The organism is Enterobacter genomosp. S (assembly GCF_001631805.1).
In the GTDB taxonomy this organism is placed as follows: domain Bacteria; phylum Pseudomonadota; class Gammaproteobacteria; order Enterobacterales; family Enterobacteriaceae; genus Enterobacter; species Enterobacter quasihormaechei.
The window spans coordinates 300,386-318,059 of record NZ_LVVA01000001.1 but is presented as its reverse complement, the minus strand read 5'-3'; the positions used below and the strand labels follow the sequence as shown (position 1 = coordinate 318,059).

Annotated in this window: 13 protein-coding genes; 8 read left to right on the top strand and 5 right to left on the bottom strand. The window is 56.9% G+C overall.

What is annotated here, in order from left to right:
- Positions 1-11: 11 nt before the first annotated feature.
- Positions 12-701 carry a pyrimidine utilization protein B gene (gene rutB, locus A3466_RS01585; RefSeq protein ID WP_063449115.1) on the bottom strand — a complete coding sequence of 230 codons (690 nt, stop codon included), beginning with the start codon at positions 699-701 and terminating at the stop codon, positions 12-14.
- Entirely contained in the window at positions 701-1,792 is a 1,092-nt protein-coding gene (gene rutA, locus A3466_RS01580) for a pyrimidine utilization protein A (protein WP_063449114.1), read from the bottom strand. Before rutA ends, rutB begins: the two co-directional genes overlap by 1 nt.
- Before the next feature lie 245 nt (positions 1,793-2,037).
- Between rutA and rutR the strand changes: the two genes are divergently transcribed.
- Positions 2,038-2,676 carry an HTH-type transcriptional regulator RutR gene (gene rutR / locus A3466_RS01575; RefSeq protein ID WP_063449113.1) on the top strand — a complete coding sequence of 213 codons (639 nt, stop codon included), beginning with the start codon at positions 2,038-2,040 and terminating at the stop codon, positions 2,674-2,676.
- Here the strand turns inward: rutR and A3466_RS01570 are convergent.
- Together A3466_RS01570 and putA are read right to left on the bottom strand one after the other, a co-directional pair.
- Positions 2,673-3,068, bottom strand: coding sequence for a lysozyme inhibitor LprI family protein (locus A3466_RS01570; RefSeq protein ID WP_063449112.1), 396 nt, complete (start codon positions 3,066-3,068; stop codon positions 2,673-2,675). The genes rutR and A3466_RS01570 overlap by 4 nt on opposite strands.
- 51 nt (positions 3,069-3,119) lie before the next feature.
- Positions 3,120-7,082 carry a trifunctional transcriptional regulator/proline dehydrogenase/L-glutamate gamma-semialdehyde dehydrogenase gene (gene putA, locus A3466_RS01565; protein WP_063449111.1) on the bottom strand — a complete coding sequence of 1,321 codons (3,963 nt, stop codon included), beginning with the start codon at positions 7,080-7,082 and terminating at the stop codon, positions 3,120-3,122.
- 422 nt (positions 7,083-7,504) lie between these two features.
- Between putA and putP the strand changes: the two genes are divergently transcribed.
- Both putP and A3466_RS01555 read left to right on the top strand, forming a co-directional pair.
- Positions 7,505-9,013: a sodium/proline symporter PutP gene (gene putP, locus A3466_RS01560; protein ID WP_063449110.1), complete on the top strand. Its 1,509-nt coding sequence runs from the start codon at positions 7,505-7,507 to the stop codon at positions 9,011-9,013.
- A 70-nt stretch (positions 9,014-9,083) separates the two neighbouring features.
- On the top strand, positions 9,084-9,503 hold the full coding sequence (locus tag A3466_RS01555; protein WP_063449109.1) for a DUF3574 domain-containing protein: 420 nt from the start codon (positions 9,084-9,086) through the stop codon (positions 9,501-9,503).
- A 96-nt stretch (positions 9,504-9,599) separates the two neighbouring features.
- Here the strand turns inward: A3466_RS01555 and A3466_RS01550 are convergent, their stop codons facing one another.
- Positions 9,600-10,784 carry a NupC/NupG family nucleoside CNT transporter gene (locus A3466_RS01550; protein ID WP_063449108.1) on the bottom strand — a complete coding sequence of 395 codons (1,185 nt, stop codon included), beginning with the start codon at positions 10,782-10,784 and terminating at the stop codon, positions 9,600-9,602.
- Positions 10,785-11,035: 251 nt separating this feature from the next.
- Between A3466_RS01550 and efeU the strand changes: the two genes are divergently transcribed.
- The 5 genes from efeU (at position 11,036) to A3466_RS01525 (ending at position 17,537) form a co-directional block, all read left to right on the top strand.
- Positions 11,036-11,869, top strand: a complete 834-nt coding sequence (efeU, locus tag A3466_RS01545) for an iron uptake transporter permease EfeU (RefSeq protein WP_063449107.1) — start codon at positions 11,036-11,038, stop codon at positions 11,867-11,869.
- Positions 11,870-11,909: 40 nt separating this feature from the next.
- Positions 11,910-13,037, top strand: coding sequence for an iron uptake system protein EfeO (gene efeO, locus A3466_RS01540; RefSeq protein ID WP_063449106.1), 1,128 nt, complete (start codon positions 11,910-11,912; stop codon positions 13,035-13,037).
- A 5-nt stretch (positions 13,038-13,042) separates the two neighbouring features.
- Positions 13,043-14,326 carry an iron uptake transporter deferrochelatase/peroxidase subunit gene (efeB, locus tag A3466_RS01535; protein ID WP_063449105.1) on the top strand — a complete coding sequence of 428 codons (1,284 nt, stop codon included), beginning with the start codon at positions 13,043-13,045 and terminating at the stop codon, positions 14,324-14,326.
- 499 nt (positions 14,327-14,825) lie between these two features.
- A complete protein-coding gene (gene phoH / locus A3466_RS01530; RefSeq protein ID WP_172807014.1) occupies positions 14,826-15,617 on the top strand; it encodes a phosphate starvation-inducible protein PhoH in 792 nt (263 codons plus the stop codon).
- Between the two features lie 414 nt (positions 15,618-16,031).
- Entirely contained in the window at positions 16,032-17,537 is a 1,506-nt protein-coding gene (locus tag A3466_RS01525; RefSeq protein WP_063449103.1) for an alanine/glycine:cation symporter family protein, read from the top strand.
- The last annotated feature ends 137 nt before the right edge of the window (positions 17,538-17,674 follow it).

The following is a 17,674-nucleotide window of genomic DNA, read 5'->3' as shown; positions in this document are numbered from 1 at the left end:
AGCGGTTCTCCTCAGGCGATACGGGCGAGCGGGGGATCCAGCGCGTCGCAGAAATCATTGACGTTACTGACCCAGCCAAAAAAGGTTTCGATATTGAACAGGGCGGCTTTCTGGGCGAAATCCGGTCCGGCCTGGTGGGTAGCGTCTTCCAGCACCACGCCAAAATACTCGAGGAAAAAGCCGTCGCGCAGGGTCGACTCCACGCACACGTTGGTGGCAATGCCCGTAAAGACCAGATGACGAATGCCCCGGCTGCGCAGCAGGCTGTCGAGCGGGGTATTGAAAAAGCCGCTGTAGCGCGGTTTCGGCAGCACGATATCGCCAGCTTCCGGTACAAGCTCATCCACCAGCTGATAATCCCAGCCGCCTTTCGCCAGCAGCGTGCCCTGGAGTTCGGGCCGTTTGCGCATGGTTTTCAGGGCGTTGGATTTGTGGAAGTTGGGTGAGCCGGGGCCGCCGGCTTCGACGTACTCGTCGTCCCAGCCGTTCTGGAACCAGACGATGAGCATGCCCGCAGCGCGCGCGGCGTGCACGGCGGTTTTGATGTTCTCGATCACCGGCCGCGTGGCGGAGACGTCAAACCCCGCCAGATCCAGATAACCGCCCTTGCTGGCGTAGGCGTTTTGCATGTCCACCACGATCAGTGCGCTCTGCTGCGGCGCAAAGGTGATGGCTTCCGGGCGAGCGTTTAACGTCGTCATTACGCCACCTCCTTCGTGACGGCAGGGATGTGGGCGCGGCACTGCATCAGCGGCTGAATGCGCTCGCCGAAGGTTTCCACGCCGCTAAGAAAATCATCGAAGGTCAGCAGCACGCCTTCCGCGCCGGGCACGGCAGCCACTTCGTCGAGCATTCTGGCGACGCTGGCATACGAGCCCACCAGGGTGCCCATGTTGATATTGACGGCGGAGGTCGGGTCGGCCATCTGGCGCACGTTGGTGTCCGAACCGGAACGGGTGTCTTTCTGGCTCTGCTCGGTAAGCCAGCTCAGGGCGTCGTCGTCAGCGCCGTCCTTATACCGCTCCCATTTGGCGCGCGCGGCGTCGTCGGTTTCGTCGGCAATGATCATGAACAGCACGTACGAGCCCACGTCGCGCCCGGTTTTGTCGGCGGCCTCTTTCATCCGCGCGGCGGTTGGGGCGAAGGCGGCAGGGGTGTTAACGCCTTTGCCGAAGCAGAAGTTGAAGTCAGCATATTTCGCGGAGAATTCCATCCCCGCGTCGCTCTGCCCGGCGCAAATCACCTTCATCGGCACCGACGGCTGCGGGCTGACGCGGCAGTCGTTCATGGTAAAGAAGTCGCCTTTGAAGTCGCTTTTGCCGGTGCCCCACAGATTGCGCAGCACTTGTACGTATTCGGTCAGGTAGTCGTAGCGGCGGGAGAAGTAATCATCCCCCGGCCAGAGCCCCATCTGCTCGTACTCCGGCTTTTGCCAGCCGGTGACCAGGTTAACGCCAAAGCGTCCGCCGGAAATGGAGTCAATGGTGGAGGCCATCCGCGCCACGATCGCGGGCGGAAGGGTGAGGGTGGCGGCGGTGGCGTAAATCTGGATGCGGGAGGTTACCGCCGCCAGGCCCGCCATCAGGGTAAAGGACTCCAGGTTGTGGTCCCAGAATTCGGTCTTGCCGCCGAAACCGCGCAGCTTAATCATCGAGAGCGCAAAATCGAAATGGTAGTGTTCCGCCTTCTGCACGATAGCTTTGTTCAGCTCAAAGGTCGGCATGTACTGCGGGGCAGTGGTCGAGATAAGCCAGCCGTTGTTGCCGATCGGTACAAATACGCCAATTTTCATCACGAACCTCTATTCATTACGTCGCAGGTGTAACGGCTTTTTTGCAAAGGGAGTGCCAGTTTTGAAATCTTCTTTGTTATTAATGTGTTAACTATTGGTTGATTGTCTGGGTGCTAAAAATGTGGACTGACTGGTCAAAAACATTGCACAGAAAACAGGCGCTCATGCGCGATGGGAGTGCAGAAGGTCGTGGCGAGGCGGGGGTTTTGCTATGCTGAGCGCAGGAAAGAAAATGGAGAGCGGAAATGACACAAGGCGCAGTGAAAACACCCGGAAAACGTTCGCAGGCGGTGAGCGCCAAGAAACAGGCGATCCTTAGCGCCGCGCTGGAGACCTTTTCGCAGTTTGGTATTCACGGCACGCGCCTTGAGCAGGTGGCCGATCAGGCCGGGGTTTCCAAGACCAATCTGCTCTACTACTACCCGTCGAAAGAGGCGCTGTATGTGGCGGTGATGCAACAGATCCTCGATATATGGCTCGCGCCGCTCAAGGCATTTCGCGAAGAGCTGGCCCCGCTGGTGGCGATCGAGGAGTACATACGCCTGAAGCTGGAGGTGTCGCGTGATTATCCGCAGGCATCCAGGCTGTTCTGTCTGGAGATGTTACAGGGCGCGCCGCTATTGCAGGCGGAGCTGACCGGCGATTTAAAGCAGCTGGTGGACGATAAGTCGGCCATTATTGCCGGATGGGTCGCCAGCGGAAAGCTGGCGCCGGTTGACCCGCAGCATCTGATCTTTATGATCTGGGCCGCTACCCAGCATTACGCTGACTTCGCGGCCCAGGTTGAGGCGGTAACCGGTAAAACGCTTCAGGACGAGGCATTTTTCCAGAGCACCCTCCAAAACGTGCAGCGGATGATTATCGAAGGGATCCGCGTGCGTTAATTGCCCGGCGGGAGAGGGCAGCTTAGGTCGCCCTCTTCACACTGCATCAGCGAGGCCAGAAACGCTTCGCGCTCCACGGTTTTCTCCGCCAGGCACTGGTTTACAATCATTGGCTGAACGCTCCCGCCCTCCGTGCCCGAACCGATAAACGCGCAGTCCGCATCGCGCAGGGTAATCCACGCCTGTTGCGCTTTTTTCAACAAGTCGCGCTGGGGGGCCGCCGCGCGTTTGATGGCGGCCTGATAGGTCTCGTTAAGCTTTTTATCGGCGGCCTGGTACTGCTGCGCGCTACAGGTGTTCAGTTCAAGCTGCGTGGTGGCGTTGTCGCACTCGTTGGCCAGCGCGCTGGTGCTGAGCAGCAGTGTCGCACCGGCGATAAGATATCGTTTCATATACTCCCCAATAAAATAAGGCTCCGTCTCCGGAGCCTTATTAGCACAGCGTTAGCCGATTGTCATCAGGCTGGCGTTACCACCCGCCGCTGCGGTGTTGACGCTGAGCGAGCGCTCCACGTACAGACGCTCCAGCAGCAGGTTGGTTTCCCCGCGGGCGAAGCCCTGCACGGAAACAATCGCGCCGCTGCGGGCCGCCACCTGCTCGCAAAGTTCGCACAGCTGGTCGGAATCACCGTGGTAGATCACCGCATCGAACGGCTGGGTCAGCAGCGCATCGGCCTTCGCAAAGCGAATACGGGCCGAGACCGCTTTCGGCAGCTGTTTGGCGAGATCGCGATGCAGCGCATCGTCCGGCCACAGCACCTCACAGCCCGTTGCCGTCGCGGCAGCCAGCTGCACCAGTGCGTCCTGCTCGTTATCCGCCACGCACAGCACGCGCTCGCGCGGCATCAGCGTCCAGGTGTTGCGCTCGCCGGTAGGGCCCGGCAGCAGACGCTGGGTACCGGCCTGCGCCAGCTCCCCGTACTGCTGCGCAATCGCACGCAGTTCAGGACGGTTATCGGCCCACTTAATCAGCGCGTCCAGCGGTTGGGTCAGCACGGCTTTCACCTGCGCGTCCACCGGATATTCAGCGTCCTGACGCGCCAGCGTCACGGCCAGCGCATTTTCCGGACGGTTCGCCAGCAGACGGTACAGATAGAGCGGACCGCCCGCTTTCGGACCCGTACCGGAAAGACCTTCACCGCCGAACGGCTGTACGCCCACGACAGCGCCTACCATATTACGGTTGACGTACAGGTTGCCGACTTTGGCCGTGCCGGTGACCTGCGCAATGGTCTCGTCGATACGGGTATGCACGCCGAGCGTCAGGCCGTAGCCGGAGGCGTTGATCTGGTCGATAAGCGCGTTGAGGTTGTTACGGTTGTAACGCACCACGTGCAGCACCGGGCCGAAGACCTCTTTTTTCAGCTCGTCGAAGCTTGCCAGCTCAATCAGCGTTGGCGGCACGAAGGTGCCGGTCTGCCACTCGCGGGCATCTTCACCGTTCTCGCGCACCGCCTGGAACACCGGACGGCCTTTGGCACGCATGGTCTGAATGTGGTTTTCAATGTTGGCTTTGGCTTCCGCGTCGATCACCGGCCCGATGTCGGTGGTGAGACGGCCCGGGTTGCCCATACGGCATTCCGCCATTGCGCCGCGCAGCATCTTCAGCGTGTGGTCAGCCACGTCATCCTGTAAGCACAGCACGCGCAGGGCGGAACAGCGCTGACCCGCGCTGTCGAAAGCGGAGGCCAGCACGTCAACCACCACCTGCTCGGTGAGGGCGGAGGAGTCAACAATCATGGCGTTCATGCCGCCGGTTTCGGCGATAAGCGGGGTAGGACGACCCTGCGCATCCAGACGGGTGGCGATGTTGCGTTGCAGCAGGGAGGCCACTTCGGTCGAACCGGTAAACATCACGCCGCGCACGCGGTTATCGGAGGTGAGTTTGGCGCCCACCGTTTCACCGCGCCCTGGCAGCAGTTGCACCACGCCCGCCGGTACGCCGGCTTCCAGCAGAATGTTAATGCCCTGAGCGGCAATCAGCGGGGTTTGCTCCGCCGGTTTCGCCAGCACGCTGTTGCCTGCGGCAAGAGCGGCGGCAATCTGGCCGGTGAAGATCGCCAGCGGGAAGTTCCACGGGCTGATACAGACCACCGGACCGAGCGGGCGGTGCGTTTCGTTGTCGAAATCATCACGCACCTGACCGGCGTAGTAGTGCAGGAAATCGACCGCCTCACGCACTTCGGCGATGGCGTTGCTGAAGGTTTTACCCGCTTCGCGCACCAGAATGCCGATGAGCGACTGCATCTGATCTTCCATCAGCACTGCGGCGCGTTCCAGAATGGCGGCACGCTCCTGCGGCGGGGTGGCGAACCAGATTGGCGCGTTGTTCACAGCGCTCTCCAGCGCCTGGTCCACTTCCGCTTCCGTGGCTTCACGCGCGTAGCCGACGATGTCCTTCGGCTCTGCCGGGTTGATCACCGGCTGCATTTCACCGTCCTCAACGGACTGCTCAAGGATCGGTTTGGCCTGCCATTTCTGCAATGCGCTGTTGAGCAGGGCAGAAGAGAGCGACGCCAGACGGTGTTCGTTCGCCAGATCCAGGCCCGCCGAGTTGACGCGGCCCGCGCCGTACAGCTCGCGCGGCAGGGCAATTTTCGGATGCGGCAGACCAATCTGGCCTTCCTGCGCCGCCAGCTTCTCTACGGCCTGCACCGGATCGGCCACCAGCTCGTCGAGTGGCAGGGTGGTGTCGGCGATGCGGTTAACGAAGGAGGTGTTCGCGCCGTTTTCCAGCAGACGACGCACCAGGTACGCCAGCAGGGTTTCGTGGGTGCCTACCGGGGCATAGATACGGCACGGGCGGTTCAGCTTGCCGTCCGCCACTTTACCGGTGACCTGCTCGTACAGCGGTTCGCCCATGCCGTGCAGGCACTGGAACTCGTACTGGCCCGGATAGTAGTTCTGCCCGGCCAGGCTGTAGATCGCCGCCAGGGTATGGGCGTTGTGGGTCGCGAACTGCGGATAAATCAGGTTCGGCACGCCGAGCAGTTTTTTCGCACAGGCGAGGTAAGAGACGTCGGTGTACACCTTGCGGGTATAGACCGGATAACCTTCCAGCCCTTCCATCTGAGCGCGTTTGATTTCGCTGTCCCAGTAGGCGCCTTTCACCAGGCGGATCATCAGGCGGCGACGGCTGCGGCTGGCCAGGTCAATCAGGTAATCAATGACGAACGGGCAGCGTTTCTGGTAGGCCTGGATAACGAAACCAATCCCGTTCCAGCCCGCCAGCTCCGGCTCGAAGCACAGTTTTTCCAGCAGATCGAGGGAGATCTCCAGACGGTCAGCCTCTTCGGCGTCGATGTTGATGCCGATGTCGTACTGACGCGCCAGCAGGGTCAGGGATTTCAGGCGCGGATAGAGTTCTTCCATCACCCGGTCATACTGCGCACGGCTGTAGCGCGGGTGCAGGGCAGAAAGCTTGATAGAGATGCCCGGACCTTCATAAATACCGCGACCGTTGGACGCTTTACCGATGGCGTGGATCGCCTGCTGGTAAGAGACCATGTAGGCCTGCGCGTCGGCGGCGGTCAGCGCCGCTTCACCCAGCATGTCGTAGGAGTAGCGGAAACCTTTGTCTTCCAGCTTGCGGGCGTTCGCCAGCGCTTCAGCAATGGTCTCCCCGGTGACGAACTGCTCGCCCATCAGGCGCATCGCCATGTCCACGCCCTTGCGGATCAGCGGCTCGCCGCGCTTGCCGATAATGCGGTTTAGCGAGCGTGACAGGTTGGCTTCATTATGGGTAGAAACCAGCTTGCCGGTAAACAGCAGGCCCCAGGTGGCGGCGTTAACGAACAGCGACGGGCTGCGGCCAATGTGGGACTGCCAGTTGCCGTTGCTGATCTTGTCGCGGATCAGCGCATCGCGGGTCGCTTTATCCGGAATACGCAGCAGCGCTTCTGCCAGACACATCAGCGCCACGCCTTCCTGTGAGGAGAGGGAGAACTCCTGCAACAGGCCCTGCACCATGCCGGCGCGTCCGCTGGCGGTTTTCTGGTTACGCAGCTTGTCGGCTAACTGATACGCCAGGCTGTGCGCCTGGGCGGCCACGGCTTCCGGCAGGCGCGCCTGCTCCAGCAGCATCGGCACGGCGTCGGTTTCGGCACGGCGATAGGCACCGGTAATGGCGGCACGGCTGACGGACTGCGGCAGGATCTGCTCGGCGAAGTCGAGGAAGGGCTGGTGGTTCTCTTCAACGGCCGTAACGGCCTCTTCGCTTTCGTTCGCTGCGCCCGCCAGCAGGGCAGGCAGCTCCGGCAGACCTTCTTCACTCTCCAGTCTTTCCAGATAGTTAAAAATCGCCTGCTTGATTAACCAGTGCGGTGTGCGGTCGATGCGGGTCGCAGCGGTTTTAATCCGTTCGCGGGTAGCGTCATCCAGCTTAACCCCCATGGTGGTCATCCCCATGCCAAAACTCCTGTTGTTCTGTAATAGCGTTCTGTTGATAGCGTGAAATATCCACCATGTTGCAACTTTGTGCAACCGTGTTAAATGTGACTTGGGCTGCAAGCTGGAAAATGAATGGATTGTTAACGATTAGTTAGCTGAGAAAAAGAACGCGCAGCGGTCTGCAAAGCCAGTTTTTATGCGGTGCTTAACACTTTTTAAAGGTGCAACCCGTAAAAGCGTGAGCGAGTGCAACCTATAGGAAAGACGTATAAAACCAGGGATGAAATTCATGTAAATGCAGTGTTAAATCGTTTGTCAGTGGGAAGCGTATACGGCAGGATAGCGCGCCCAACGGAAACACATACACACATCACTACGTTCCGGTGATGACATAACAAGGCAACCCGGACGGTTGTCGCTCGACATTTTGGAGAATTTGAATGGCTATTAGCACACCGATGCTGGTGACATTTCTCGTTTATATTTTTGGCATGATCCTGATAGGGTTTTTGGCATGGCGTTCCACTAAAAACTTTGACGACTACATCCTTGGCGGGCGCAGCTTAGGCCCAATGGTCACCGCACTCTCTGCGGGCGCATCCGACATGAGCGGCTGGCTGCTGATGGGGCTGCCGGGCGCGATTTTCATCTCCGGTATCTCCGAAAGCTGGATCGCCATCGGCCTGACCGTCGGCGCGTGGATCAACTGGAAGCTGGTGGCAGGCCGTCTGCGCGTGCATACCGAAGCCAACAACAACGCCCTGACGCTGCCGGATTACTTCACCGGACGCTTTGAGGATAACAGCCGTATTCTGCGTATTATTTCTGCGGTGGTGATCCTGTTGTTCTTCACCATTTACTGCGCCTCCGGCATCGTGGCGGGCGCACGCCTGTTCGAAAGCACCTTCGGCATGAGCTATGAAACCGCCCTGTGGGCCGGTGCCGCGGCAACCATCCTCTATACCTTCGTGGGCGGCTTCCTGGCGGTAAGCTGGACCGACACAGTGCAGGCGAGCCTGATGATTTTTGCCCTGATCCTGACCCCGGTGATTGTCATTTTCACCGTCGGCGGCTTTGGCGAATCGCTGGAAGTGATCAAGCAGAAGAGCATTGAAAACGTCGATATGCTGAAAGGGCTGAACTTCGTGGCCATCGTCTCCCTGATGGGCTGGGGCTTGGGCTACTTCGGTCAGCCGCACATTCTGGCGCGCTTTATGGCGGCGGATTCTCACCACACCATCGTTCACGCGCGTCGCATCAGCATGACGTGGATGATCCTGTGTCTGGCGGGCGCGTGCGCGGTTGGCTTCTTCGGTATCGCCTACTTCAACAATAACCCGGCGCAGGCGGGCGCGGTGAACCAGAACGCCGAGCGCGTGTTCATCGAGCTGGCGCAGATCCTGTTCAACCCGTGGATTGCCGGTATCCTGCTCTCCGCGATCCTGGCGGCGGTGATGTCCACCCTGAGCTGCCAGCTGCTGGTTTGCTCCAGTGCAATCACCGAAGACCTCTACAAAGCCTTCCTGCGTAAAAATGCGAGCCAGAAAGAGCTGGTGTGGGTAGGGCGCTTTATGGTGCTGGTGGTGGCGCTGGTGGCCATTGCGCTGGCGGCTAACCCGGAAAACCGCGTGCTGGGTCTCGTGAGCTACGCGTGGGCGGGCTTCGGTGCCGCGTTTGGGCCGGTGGTGCTGTTCTCCGTCATGTGGTCACGCATGACCCGCAACGGCGCGCTGGCGGGGATGATCATCGGTGCGTTGACCGTCATCGTCTGGAAGCAGTTCGCGTGGCTGGGCCTGTACGAAATCATTCCGGGCTTCATCTTCGGCAGCCTCGGTATTGTGGTGTTCAGCCTGCTGGGTAAAGCGCCGTCTGCCTCTATGCAGAAGCGCTTTGCGGAAGCGGATGCGCACTACCACACTGCGCCGCCGACTAAGCTTCAGGCAGAATAATTTTCCCCTCACCCTAACCCTCTCCCAAAATGGGAGAGGGGACAGACCGTTCACCCGTTCGAGATGATAAATGATGATTAAACCAGGGTTGATGATGGCAGCATTAATGCTGCTGGCGGGGTGTAACGCACCCTTGCAGCATGCGGCGGTGGAGACCTGCAAAGCGGATAACCAGATGCAGCAGACCACGCTCTATTTTGGCTTGAATCGCCCGGCAGGGGCGCAGATTACCGGCAGCGAGTGGCAGCAGTTTGTTGACCAGGACGTGACGCCGCGTTTTCGCGATGGCTTAACGGTGTTTGATGCGCGCGGGCAGTGGCTGGGGAACGACGGGAAAGTGGCGCGTGAATCCAGCAAAGCGTTAATGCTGATCCACGGTAAAGACGCGCAGAGCGAGAAGAACATCGAAGCGTTGCGCGGGATCTATAAGTCTCGTTTCGCGCAGGAATCGGTGATGCGGGTCGACCAGCCGGTGTGCGTACAGTTCTGAGAAATCGATGCCCGGTGGCGGCTACGCCTTACCGGGCCTACAAAACCCGTAGACCCGTGCAAGCGAAGCGCCGCCGGGCACAAACGGCAAAAAAACTTACAGCACTAATCCCGCAAAGCTTGCCGACAGCAAACTCACCAGCGTCGCCCCGTACACCAGGCGTAAACCAAACCGCGACACCACGTTACCCTGTTGCTCGTTCAGCCCTTTTATTGCCCCCGCTACAATGCCAATCGAGGCGAAGTTAGCAAATGACACCAGGAACACGGACAAAATGCCCAGACCGCGCGGGGACAATTGATGGGCTATTTTTTGCAACTCAATCATCGCCACAAATTCATTCGCCACCAGTTTCGTTGCCATAATACTCCCCGCGTTTAAGGCATCGCTCAGCGGAATACCGATAAGCCACGCCAGCGGATAAAATACGTAACCCAGGATCTGCTGGAAGCTCATGCCAAATACGCTGGAGAAAAGAGCGTTAACGGCGCTAATAAGAGCGATAAAGCCAATCAGCATCGCCAGAATAATCATCGCCACCTTAAAGCCCGCCAGAATATATTCGCCCAGCATTTCAAAGAAGCTCTGGGATTCATGCAGCTTTTCCAGTTTGATATCGGGTTCGGCTTCCGGGCGGGCCGGGTTAATGACCGAAAGAATAATAAAGGTGCTGAACATGTTCAGGATCAGCGCCGCGACGACAAATTTGGCGTCGAGCATGGTCATGTAGGCGCCAACAATCGACAGCGAAACCGTCGACATCGCCGTTGCGGCCATCGTAAACAGGCGACGCGAGGAGAGATCGCCCAGCACCCCCTTATACGCAATGAAGTTTTCAGACTGACCGAGGATCAGCGAGCTCACCGCGTTGAAGGATTCCAGCTTGCCCATGCCGTTGAGCTTTGACAGGAGCGTTCCGATAATCCGAATAAAAATCGGCAGAATGCGCCAGTGCTGAAGAATACCAATCAGTGCCGAGATAAAAATAATGGGGCAGAGTACACCAAGAAAAATGAACGCCAGCCCTTTTTCACCCATCCCGCCAAAGACAAAATTTGTCCCTTCGGCAGCGAATTTAAGCAGAGACTCAAAGAAACCAGAGACATATTTAATAATGAACAGGCCGCTTTGCGCATGCAGAAAAAAGAATGCCAGCACGATTTCCATCACGATCAGCTGTAATACGAAACGAATACGAATTTTTCGGCGGTCGAAACTCACCAGCCAGGCAAGCGCAAGAATAATCACCAGCGCCAGCAGGAAATGAACAATTTTAAACATGGGTTATTTTCAGTTGGTTTTCGAGGCGGACATTTAGCCACAGCCCCGGTTAACCGTAAATGGGCATTTTCGTTATACCTTATAAACGTAACGGTTACTCAGGCAATTATTACTCCGCAATGCGTTTACATCTGGTCATCAAAACTCCACATATTTCGCTTGTTTTTCTTTGTGCCGTAATGATAATCACTATCACTAGAATTTACGTTTCTTTGCATCAGTTGACCGCGATAAACATTTAAGGTGTCGGCATGTTTGTTCCATTTCTCATTATGTTACGTGAAGGCCTTGAAGCGGCCCTGATCGTGAGCCTTATCGCCAGTTATCTTAAGCGCACCCAGCGCGGTCGTTGGATTGGCGTGATGTGGGTTGGCGTTTTCCTTGCCGCGGCGCTGTGCCTGGGGCTGGGTATTCTTATCAACGAAACCACCGGTGAATTTCCTCAGAAAGAACAAGAGCTTTTTGAAGGCATCGTTGCCGTGATAGCCGTAGTGATCCTCACCTGGATGGTGTTCTGGATGCGCAAAGTTTCTCGTAACGTGAAAGTGCAGCTGGAGCAGGCGGTGGATAACGCCCTGCAAAAAGGCAACCACCACGGCTGGGCGCTGATCCTGATGGTCTTTTTCGCCGTGGCGCGTGAGGGGCTGGAGTCCGTTTTCTTCCTGCTCGCGGCGTTTCAGCAGGACGTCGGCATCTGGCCGCCGTTGGGCGCCATGCTCGGGCTGGCTACGGCGGTTGTGCTTGGCTTCCTGCTCTACTGGGGCGGCATTCGGCTTAACCTGGGCGCGTTCTTCAGGTGGACCAGCCTGTTTATTCTGCTGGTGGCCGCGGGGCTGGCGGCTGGGGCGATCCGCGCTTTCCACGAGGCGGGCCTGTGGAACCATTTCCAGGACGTGGCGTTCGATCTCAGTCACGTTCTGTCCACCCATTCGCTGACCGGCACCTTGCTTGAAGGGATCTTCGGCTACCAGGAAACGCCGACCGTCAGCGAAGTGGCAGTGTACTTTATCTATCTGGTTCCGGCGCTGATCCTGTTCGCTATGCCGCCGCGTACCGGCTCGCAGGCGTCGCGCATTGCGCCGTAAGTGATGTATTAGTTACAACATACTTTTTAAGGGAAGAGTCATGACCAGTCAGTTCCGTCGTAGTGCGTCAGGCGCAGGCATTGCCGCGCTGTTCGTGTCTTCCTTTGCCGCTCAGGCAGCAGATATCCCGCAGGTGAAAGTCACCGTCAACGATAAACAGTGCGAGCCGATGACCATCACGGTTAACAGCGGTAAAACCCAGTTTATTATTCAGAACCACAGCCAGAAGGCGCTGGAGTGGGAGATCCTTAAAGGCGTGATGGTGGTGGAAGAGCGCGAAAATATCGCGCCGGGCTTCAGCCAGAAGATGACCGCTAATCTACAGCCGGGCGAATATGATATGACCTGCGGCCTGCTGACGAACCCGAAAGGTAAGCTGATCGTCAAAGGCGCAGCGACGGCAGACGCGGCCAAAGGCACGGCGCTGTTAAGCCTTGGCGATGCCATTACCGCCTATAAAGCCTACGTCACTAAAGAGACGGCGGACCTGGTGGCGGGCACCCAAGCCTTTACCGACGCGGTGAAAGCGGGCGATATCGAAAAAGCGAAATTGCTGTATGCGCCTACCCGTCAGCACTACGAGCGCATCGAGCCGATTGCCGAGCTGTTCTCCGATCTCGACGGTAGCATTGATGCCCGCGAAGACGACTACGAGCAGAAGGCCGCCGATCCGAAATTCACCGGCTTCCACCGTCTGGAAAAAGCGCTGTTTGGCGATAACTCCACCAAAGGGATGGAGAAATACGCCGCTCAGCTGAACGCCGACGTGCTGGAGCTGCAAAAGCGCATTAGCGAGCTGGCCTTCCCGCCGTCGAAAGTGGTGGGTGGCGCGGCGGGCCTGATTGAAGAAGTGGCCGCAAGCAAAATCAGCGGTGAGGAAGATCGCTACAGCCACACCGACCTGTGGGACTTCCAGGCGAACGTTGACGGCGCGCAGAAAATTGTCGATCTGCTGCGGCCTCAGCTGCAAAAAGAGAACGGCGAGCTGCTGGCGAAAGTGGATGCCAACTTCAAAAAGGTCGATACCATCCTGGCGAAGTACCGCACTAAGGACGGGTTCGAAACCTACGACAAGTTGACCGATGCCGACCGTAACGCGCTGAAAGGCCCGATTACAACGCTGGCAGAAGATCTCTCCCTGCTGCGCGGCGTTCTGGGTCTGGATTAAGCACGATGAACAAGCATGACGAGTACGACGTCGCTGAGCCTTCACGGCGTCGGTTGTTAAAAGGGGTAGGGGCGCTGGGCGGTGCGTTTGCCCTGGCGGGAGGTTGCCCGGTGGCGCATGCGGCGAAACCGCAGAGCGCGCCCGGCACGCTGTCGCCGGATGCGCGCATGGAGACGCAGCCGTTTTACGGCGAGCACCAGGCAGGGATTTTGACGCCGCAGCAGGCCTCGATGATGCTGGTGGCTTTCGATTCGCTGGCGAGCGATAAGGCCGACCTGGAGCGTCTCTTCAGGCTACTGACCACGCGCATTGCCTTCCTCACCGCGGGCGGTCCGGCGCCGGAAACACCGAATCCGCGCCTGCCACCGATGGATTCCGGGATCCTTGGGGCGTTCATTGCTCCCGATAACCTGACCATCACCGTGTCGGTGGGGGAATCGCTGTTTGATGACCGCTACGGCCTGGCAAAGCAGAAGCCGAAAGCGCTGCAAAAAATGACCCGTTTCCCGAATGACTCTCTCGACGCGGCGCTGTGCCACGGCGATGTGCTGTTGCAGATTTGCGCCAATACCCAGGATACGGTGATCCACGCCCTGCGCGATATCATTAAGCACACTCCGGATCTGCTCAGTGTGCGCTGGAAGCGGGAAGGATTTATCTCAGACCACGCCGCGCGCAGTAAAGGGAAAGAGACGCCGGTGAACCTGCTGGGCTTCAAAGACGGCACCGCCAACCCGGACAGCAGCGATGCCGCGCTGATGAAAAACGTGGTCTGGGTGACTGCGGATCAGGGTGAACCGGCCTGGGCCGTGGGCGGCAGCTACCAGGCGGTGCGCATTATCCAGTTCCACGTGGAGTTCTGGGACCGCACGCCACTAAAAGAGCAGCAGACAATTTTCGGTCGCGATAAGCAAACCGGGGCGCCGCTCGGCATGAAGCATGAGCACGATGAACCCGACTACGCGCGCGATCCAAACGGCGATGTCATCGCCCTGGACAGCCATATTCGTCTCGCCAATCCTCGCACCCGGGAGACGCAATCCAGCCTGATGATGCGAAGGGGTTACAGCTACTCTCTGGGTGTGACCCACTCCGGTCAGCTTGATATGGGGCTGCTATTTGTCTGCTATCAGCATGACCTGGAGAAAGGATTTCTCACCGTACAGAAGCGGCTGAACGGCGAAGCGCTGGAGGAGTACATTAAGCCCATCGGCGGCGGCTATTTCTTTGCTCTGCCCGGAGCGCGTGACGCGAATGCCTGGCTTGCTCAGGGTCTGACAGAAGCCTGATAATCGTCCCTGCGACAGTTCGTGGGGACATTATTTTTTTCACGGACTATCTTATTGTTATATTTCTGTAATATTTCTATATGAGACTGATTTTCCATGTAGGGGCAGTCTGAAAAGTTGCATTCAGGTAAAATAAATGTTGCATTTATGATAATCCCTGATGTACTTAAGATAAGACAGCGGTAGTTCCCGGCAGTGATGTTACTCACTATGGAGATCGCGAATGGTTGCGTCCTGTACTGGACAAGGTAAACACAACAACCGCAGTACCCGGCGCGGAGGCTCAGACTCCGGCAGCGATTTCCTCACCACTCAATTCTCTCCTTCACCTCAAGAACCTGTTTCGACCGACGTGCATAGCGGTGCGCGTAGCCGTTCTGTATCGTCATCCGGTAATGCAAGCAATGGCTTACAAGGAAGCCAACCCTCTGATGTTCGTGCGCATAATCGTGCCGATGCTGGCGCGTGTGATGAATACCAACAACTCAAGGTGCTATCCATGGGAAGACAAAAAGCAGTGATCAAAGCTCGTCGTGAAGCAAAACGTGTGCTGAGACGGGATTCACGTAGCCATAAACAGCGTGAAGAAGAATCGGTCACCTCGCTTGTGCAGATGAGCGGCGTAGAATCCATTGGCATGGCGCGGGACAGCCGCGACGCATCGCCAATCGTGGCGCGCAATGAGGCTCAGGCGCACTACCTGAATGCTATCGAGAGTAAACAGCTCATCTTTGCAACCGGTGAAGCCGGATGCGGGAAAACCTGGATCAGTGCCGCCAAAGCGGCGGAGGCGCTGATTCATAAGGACGTGGAAAGGATCATCGTTACCCGTCCGGTACTGCAAGCTGATGAAGATCTGGGCTTCCTGCCCGGCGATATTTCGGAGAAGTTTGCTCCATACTTCAGGCCCGTCTATGACGTGCTGGTGAAGCGGCTGGGCGCTTCCTTTATGCAGTACTGCCTGCGACCAGAGATTGGCAAGGTGGAAATCGCGCCGTTCGCCTATATGCGCGGACGTACATTTGAAAATGCGGTCGTTATTCTCGACGAGGCTCAGAATGTGACCGCTGCGCAAATGAAGATGTTTTTAACGCGCCTCGGGGAGAACGTGACGGTGATCGTCAACGGCGATATTACCCAGTGTGACCTGCCGTCGGGCGTGAAGTCCGGCCTCAGCGATGCCATGTCACGTTTTGCGGAAGATGAGATGATTGGGGTGGTCCGCTTCACAAAAGAAGATTGCGTCCGCTCAGCGCTGTGTCAACGCACGCTGGAAGTCTATTCCGATTAAGATCATTCTTTTAAGCCATTTCTTCCCGGCGTCATGCCGGGAAGCTTCGTTTATTCCCACTGAAACAGTGACGTTTGTTTGAATCATATTTATTTCCTATAGCGTTCAACGGGGTTTAGAAATCGTTTTGCGGTATTAATAATATTACCGCCCATTAGTTATGCGCGTTTTTTATACAAAAAGAAAAGTGTGATATGTATTTACAATACCCACAAAATATCTATAAATATAATGATCGCGCTAATTGTTCGTTAAAATCAAACGTGAATGTTGTCACAGAACATGACTAAGCAGCAAAAATTAAGTTGGTGTCTTCTGGGTAATTATCTATGTTTCGTACTTGTTCAAACAAAATTCTAACAAGAAACACGCCGGGGGATCGTTTCCTCTGGAACATCACGCTGAGGGTCATACATGAACGAACTGGTTAGTGCAATTAACGGTGTTATCTGGAGCCCGGCGTTAATATTTTTATGTCTGGGTGTCGGCCTCTATTTCTCACTACGCAGCCGTTTTCTGCAATTACGCCATATTAAGCATATGATTACTCTTATGTTTGAGGGCCGCCCTACCGAGGCAGGCGTATCATCGTTTCAGGCGCTGACGATGACGCTGGCCGGTCGCGTGGGGACGGGGAATATCGCGGGGGTAGCGACCGCCATTACTTTTGGTGGACCGGGTGCGCTTTTCTGGATGTGGATAGTGGCTTTTTTAGGGGCCAGTTCTGCTTTTGTCGAATCCACCTTAGGTCAGGTTTATAAAGAAAAAATTAACGGTGAATATCGTGGCGGCCCTGCCTTTTATATTGAGAAAGGGTTAGGCGTGAAGTGGTACGCATGGTTATTTGCTATCGTAACCATTTTCTCCTGCGGATTATTACTGCCAGGCGTGCAGGCAAACTCTATTGGTGCGAGTCTGGATATTGCCTTTGGCCTGAGTCCGAACGTCACGGCGGCATTACTTGCCCTGTTATTAAGTTTTATTATTTTTGGTGGCGTGAAAAGGATCGCCAGTTTTAGCAGTATGGTGGTTCCGTTTATGGCGCTGGGCTATATTATTGTCGCCTGCGTGATTATCGCTATCAATATCGATCAGCTTCCCGCGGTTATTCTGCTGATCTGGAAAAGCGCTTTCGGGCTTGAAGCTGGCTTTGGCGCTATTCTGGGCCAGGCTATCATGTGGGGCGTGAAGCGCGGCGTCTATTCTAACGAAGCGGCGCAGGGTACCGGGCCGCATGCTTCATCCGCGGCGGCCGTAAGCCATCCGGTGAAGCAGGGGCTGGTTCAGGCGTTCTCCGTTTATATCGACACGCTGTTTGTCTGCTCCGCGACCGGCTTTATGCTGTTGATTACCGGGCTGTATAACGTCCAGGGTGTCGACGGTGCTGCCCTCTATACCGGTATTGCTGGCGTGGCTGCTGGTCCTGGCTATGTGCAGACGGCGATGGAAAGTATGATGCCTGGCTTTGGTAATTACTTTGTTGCTATCGCGCTGTTCTTCTTCGCCTTCACCACAATCATTGCCTACTACTACATCGCTGAAACCAATATCGCCTACATCAACCGTAAAATTCACCGCCCGTGGCTGACGTTCCTGCTGAAATTATGTCTGATGGCTTCCACCGTCTATGGCACCGTCCGCACTGCGGATCTGGCATGGGGATTAGGCGATATTGGGGTAGGGCTGATGGCATGGCTCAACATTATCGCCATTGTGCTGTTGCATAAAAAAGCGTTTGCCAGCCTGAAAGACTATGAAACCCAGAACGCGCAGGGGTTGGATCCCCAGTTTGACCCGGTTCGGCTTGGGATAAAAAATGCCGATTACTGGCTGGAGGATCGCAGGGATGAAGAGGGTTTGAATAGCGGCCAGAGTCCTGCTCCCGAGGGAAAGCAACCGGCTGGAAAGCTGAATAGCTGAGGAATGGTTAAGACGGGCCCGTACTTTGTACGGGCTTTCTTTTATAGGTGAGGCGGCTCAGTCTGCCCCGGGGGGATTGACTCGCTTCGCTCGCCCTGCGGGCAGCCTGTTCGCTTCGCTCTCAGTCTGTCCAACTG

Excerpts from the sequence above, each read along its gene's own strand:
- efeO (WP_063449106.1), top strand. The coding sequence starts at position 11,910 with ATGACCAGTCAGTTCCGTCGTAGTGCGTCAGGCGCAGGCATTGCCGCG.
- A3466_RS01550 (WP_063449108.1), bottom strand. The coding sequence starts at position 10,784 with ATGTTTAAAATTGTTCATTTCCTGCTGGCGCTGGTGATTATTCTTGCG.
- rutR (WP_063449113.1), top strand. The coding sequence starts at position 2,038 with ATGACACAAGGCGCAGTGAAAACACCCGGAAAACGTTCGCAGGCGGTG.
- A3466_RS01525 (WP_063449103.1), top strand. The coding sequence starts at position 16,032 with ATGAACGAACTGGTTAGTGCAATTAACGGTGTTATCTGGAGCCCGGCG.
- rutB (WP_063449115.1), bottom strand. The coding sequence starts at position 701 with ATGACGACGTTAAACGCTCGCCCGGAAGCCATCACCTTTGCGCCGCAG.
- efeU (WP_063449107.1), top strand. The coding sequence starts at position 11,036 with ATGTTTGTTCCATTTCTCATTATGTTACGTGAAGGCCTTGAAGCGGCC.
- A3466_RS01555 (WP_063449109.1), top strand. The coding sequence starts at position 9,084 with ATGATGATTAAACCAGGGTTGATGATGGCAGCATTAATGCTGCTGGCG.
- putP (WP_063449110.1), top strand. The coding sequence starts at position 7,505 with ATGGCTATTAGCACACCGATGCTGGTGACATTTCTCGTTTATATTTTT.
- efeB (WP_063449105.1), top strand. The coding sequence starts at position 13,043 with ATGAACAAGCATGACGAGTACGACGTCGCTGAGCCTTCACGGCGTCGG.
- phoH (WP_172807014.1), top strand. The coding sequence starts at position 14,826 with ATGGGAAGACAAAAAGCAGTGATCAAAGCTCGTCGTGAAGCAAAACGT.
- putA (WP_063449111.1), bottom strand. The coding sequence starts at position 7,082 with ATGGGGATGACCACCATGGGGGTTAAGCTGGATGACGCTACCCGCGAA.
- A3466_RS01570 (WP_063449112.1), bottom strand. The coding sequence starts at position 3,068 with ATGAAACGATATCTTATCGCCGGTGCGACACTGCTGCTCAGCACCAGC.
- rutA (WP_063449114.1), bottom strand. The coding sequence starts at position 1,792 with ATGAAAATTGGCGTATTTGTACCGATCGGCAACAACGGCTGGCTTATC.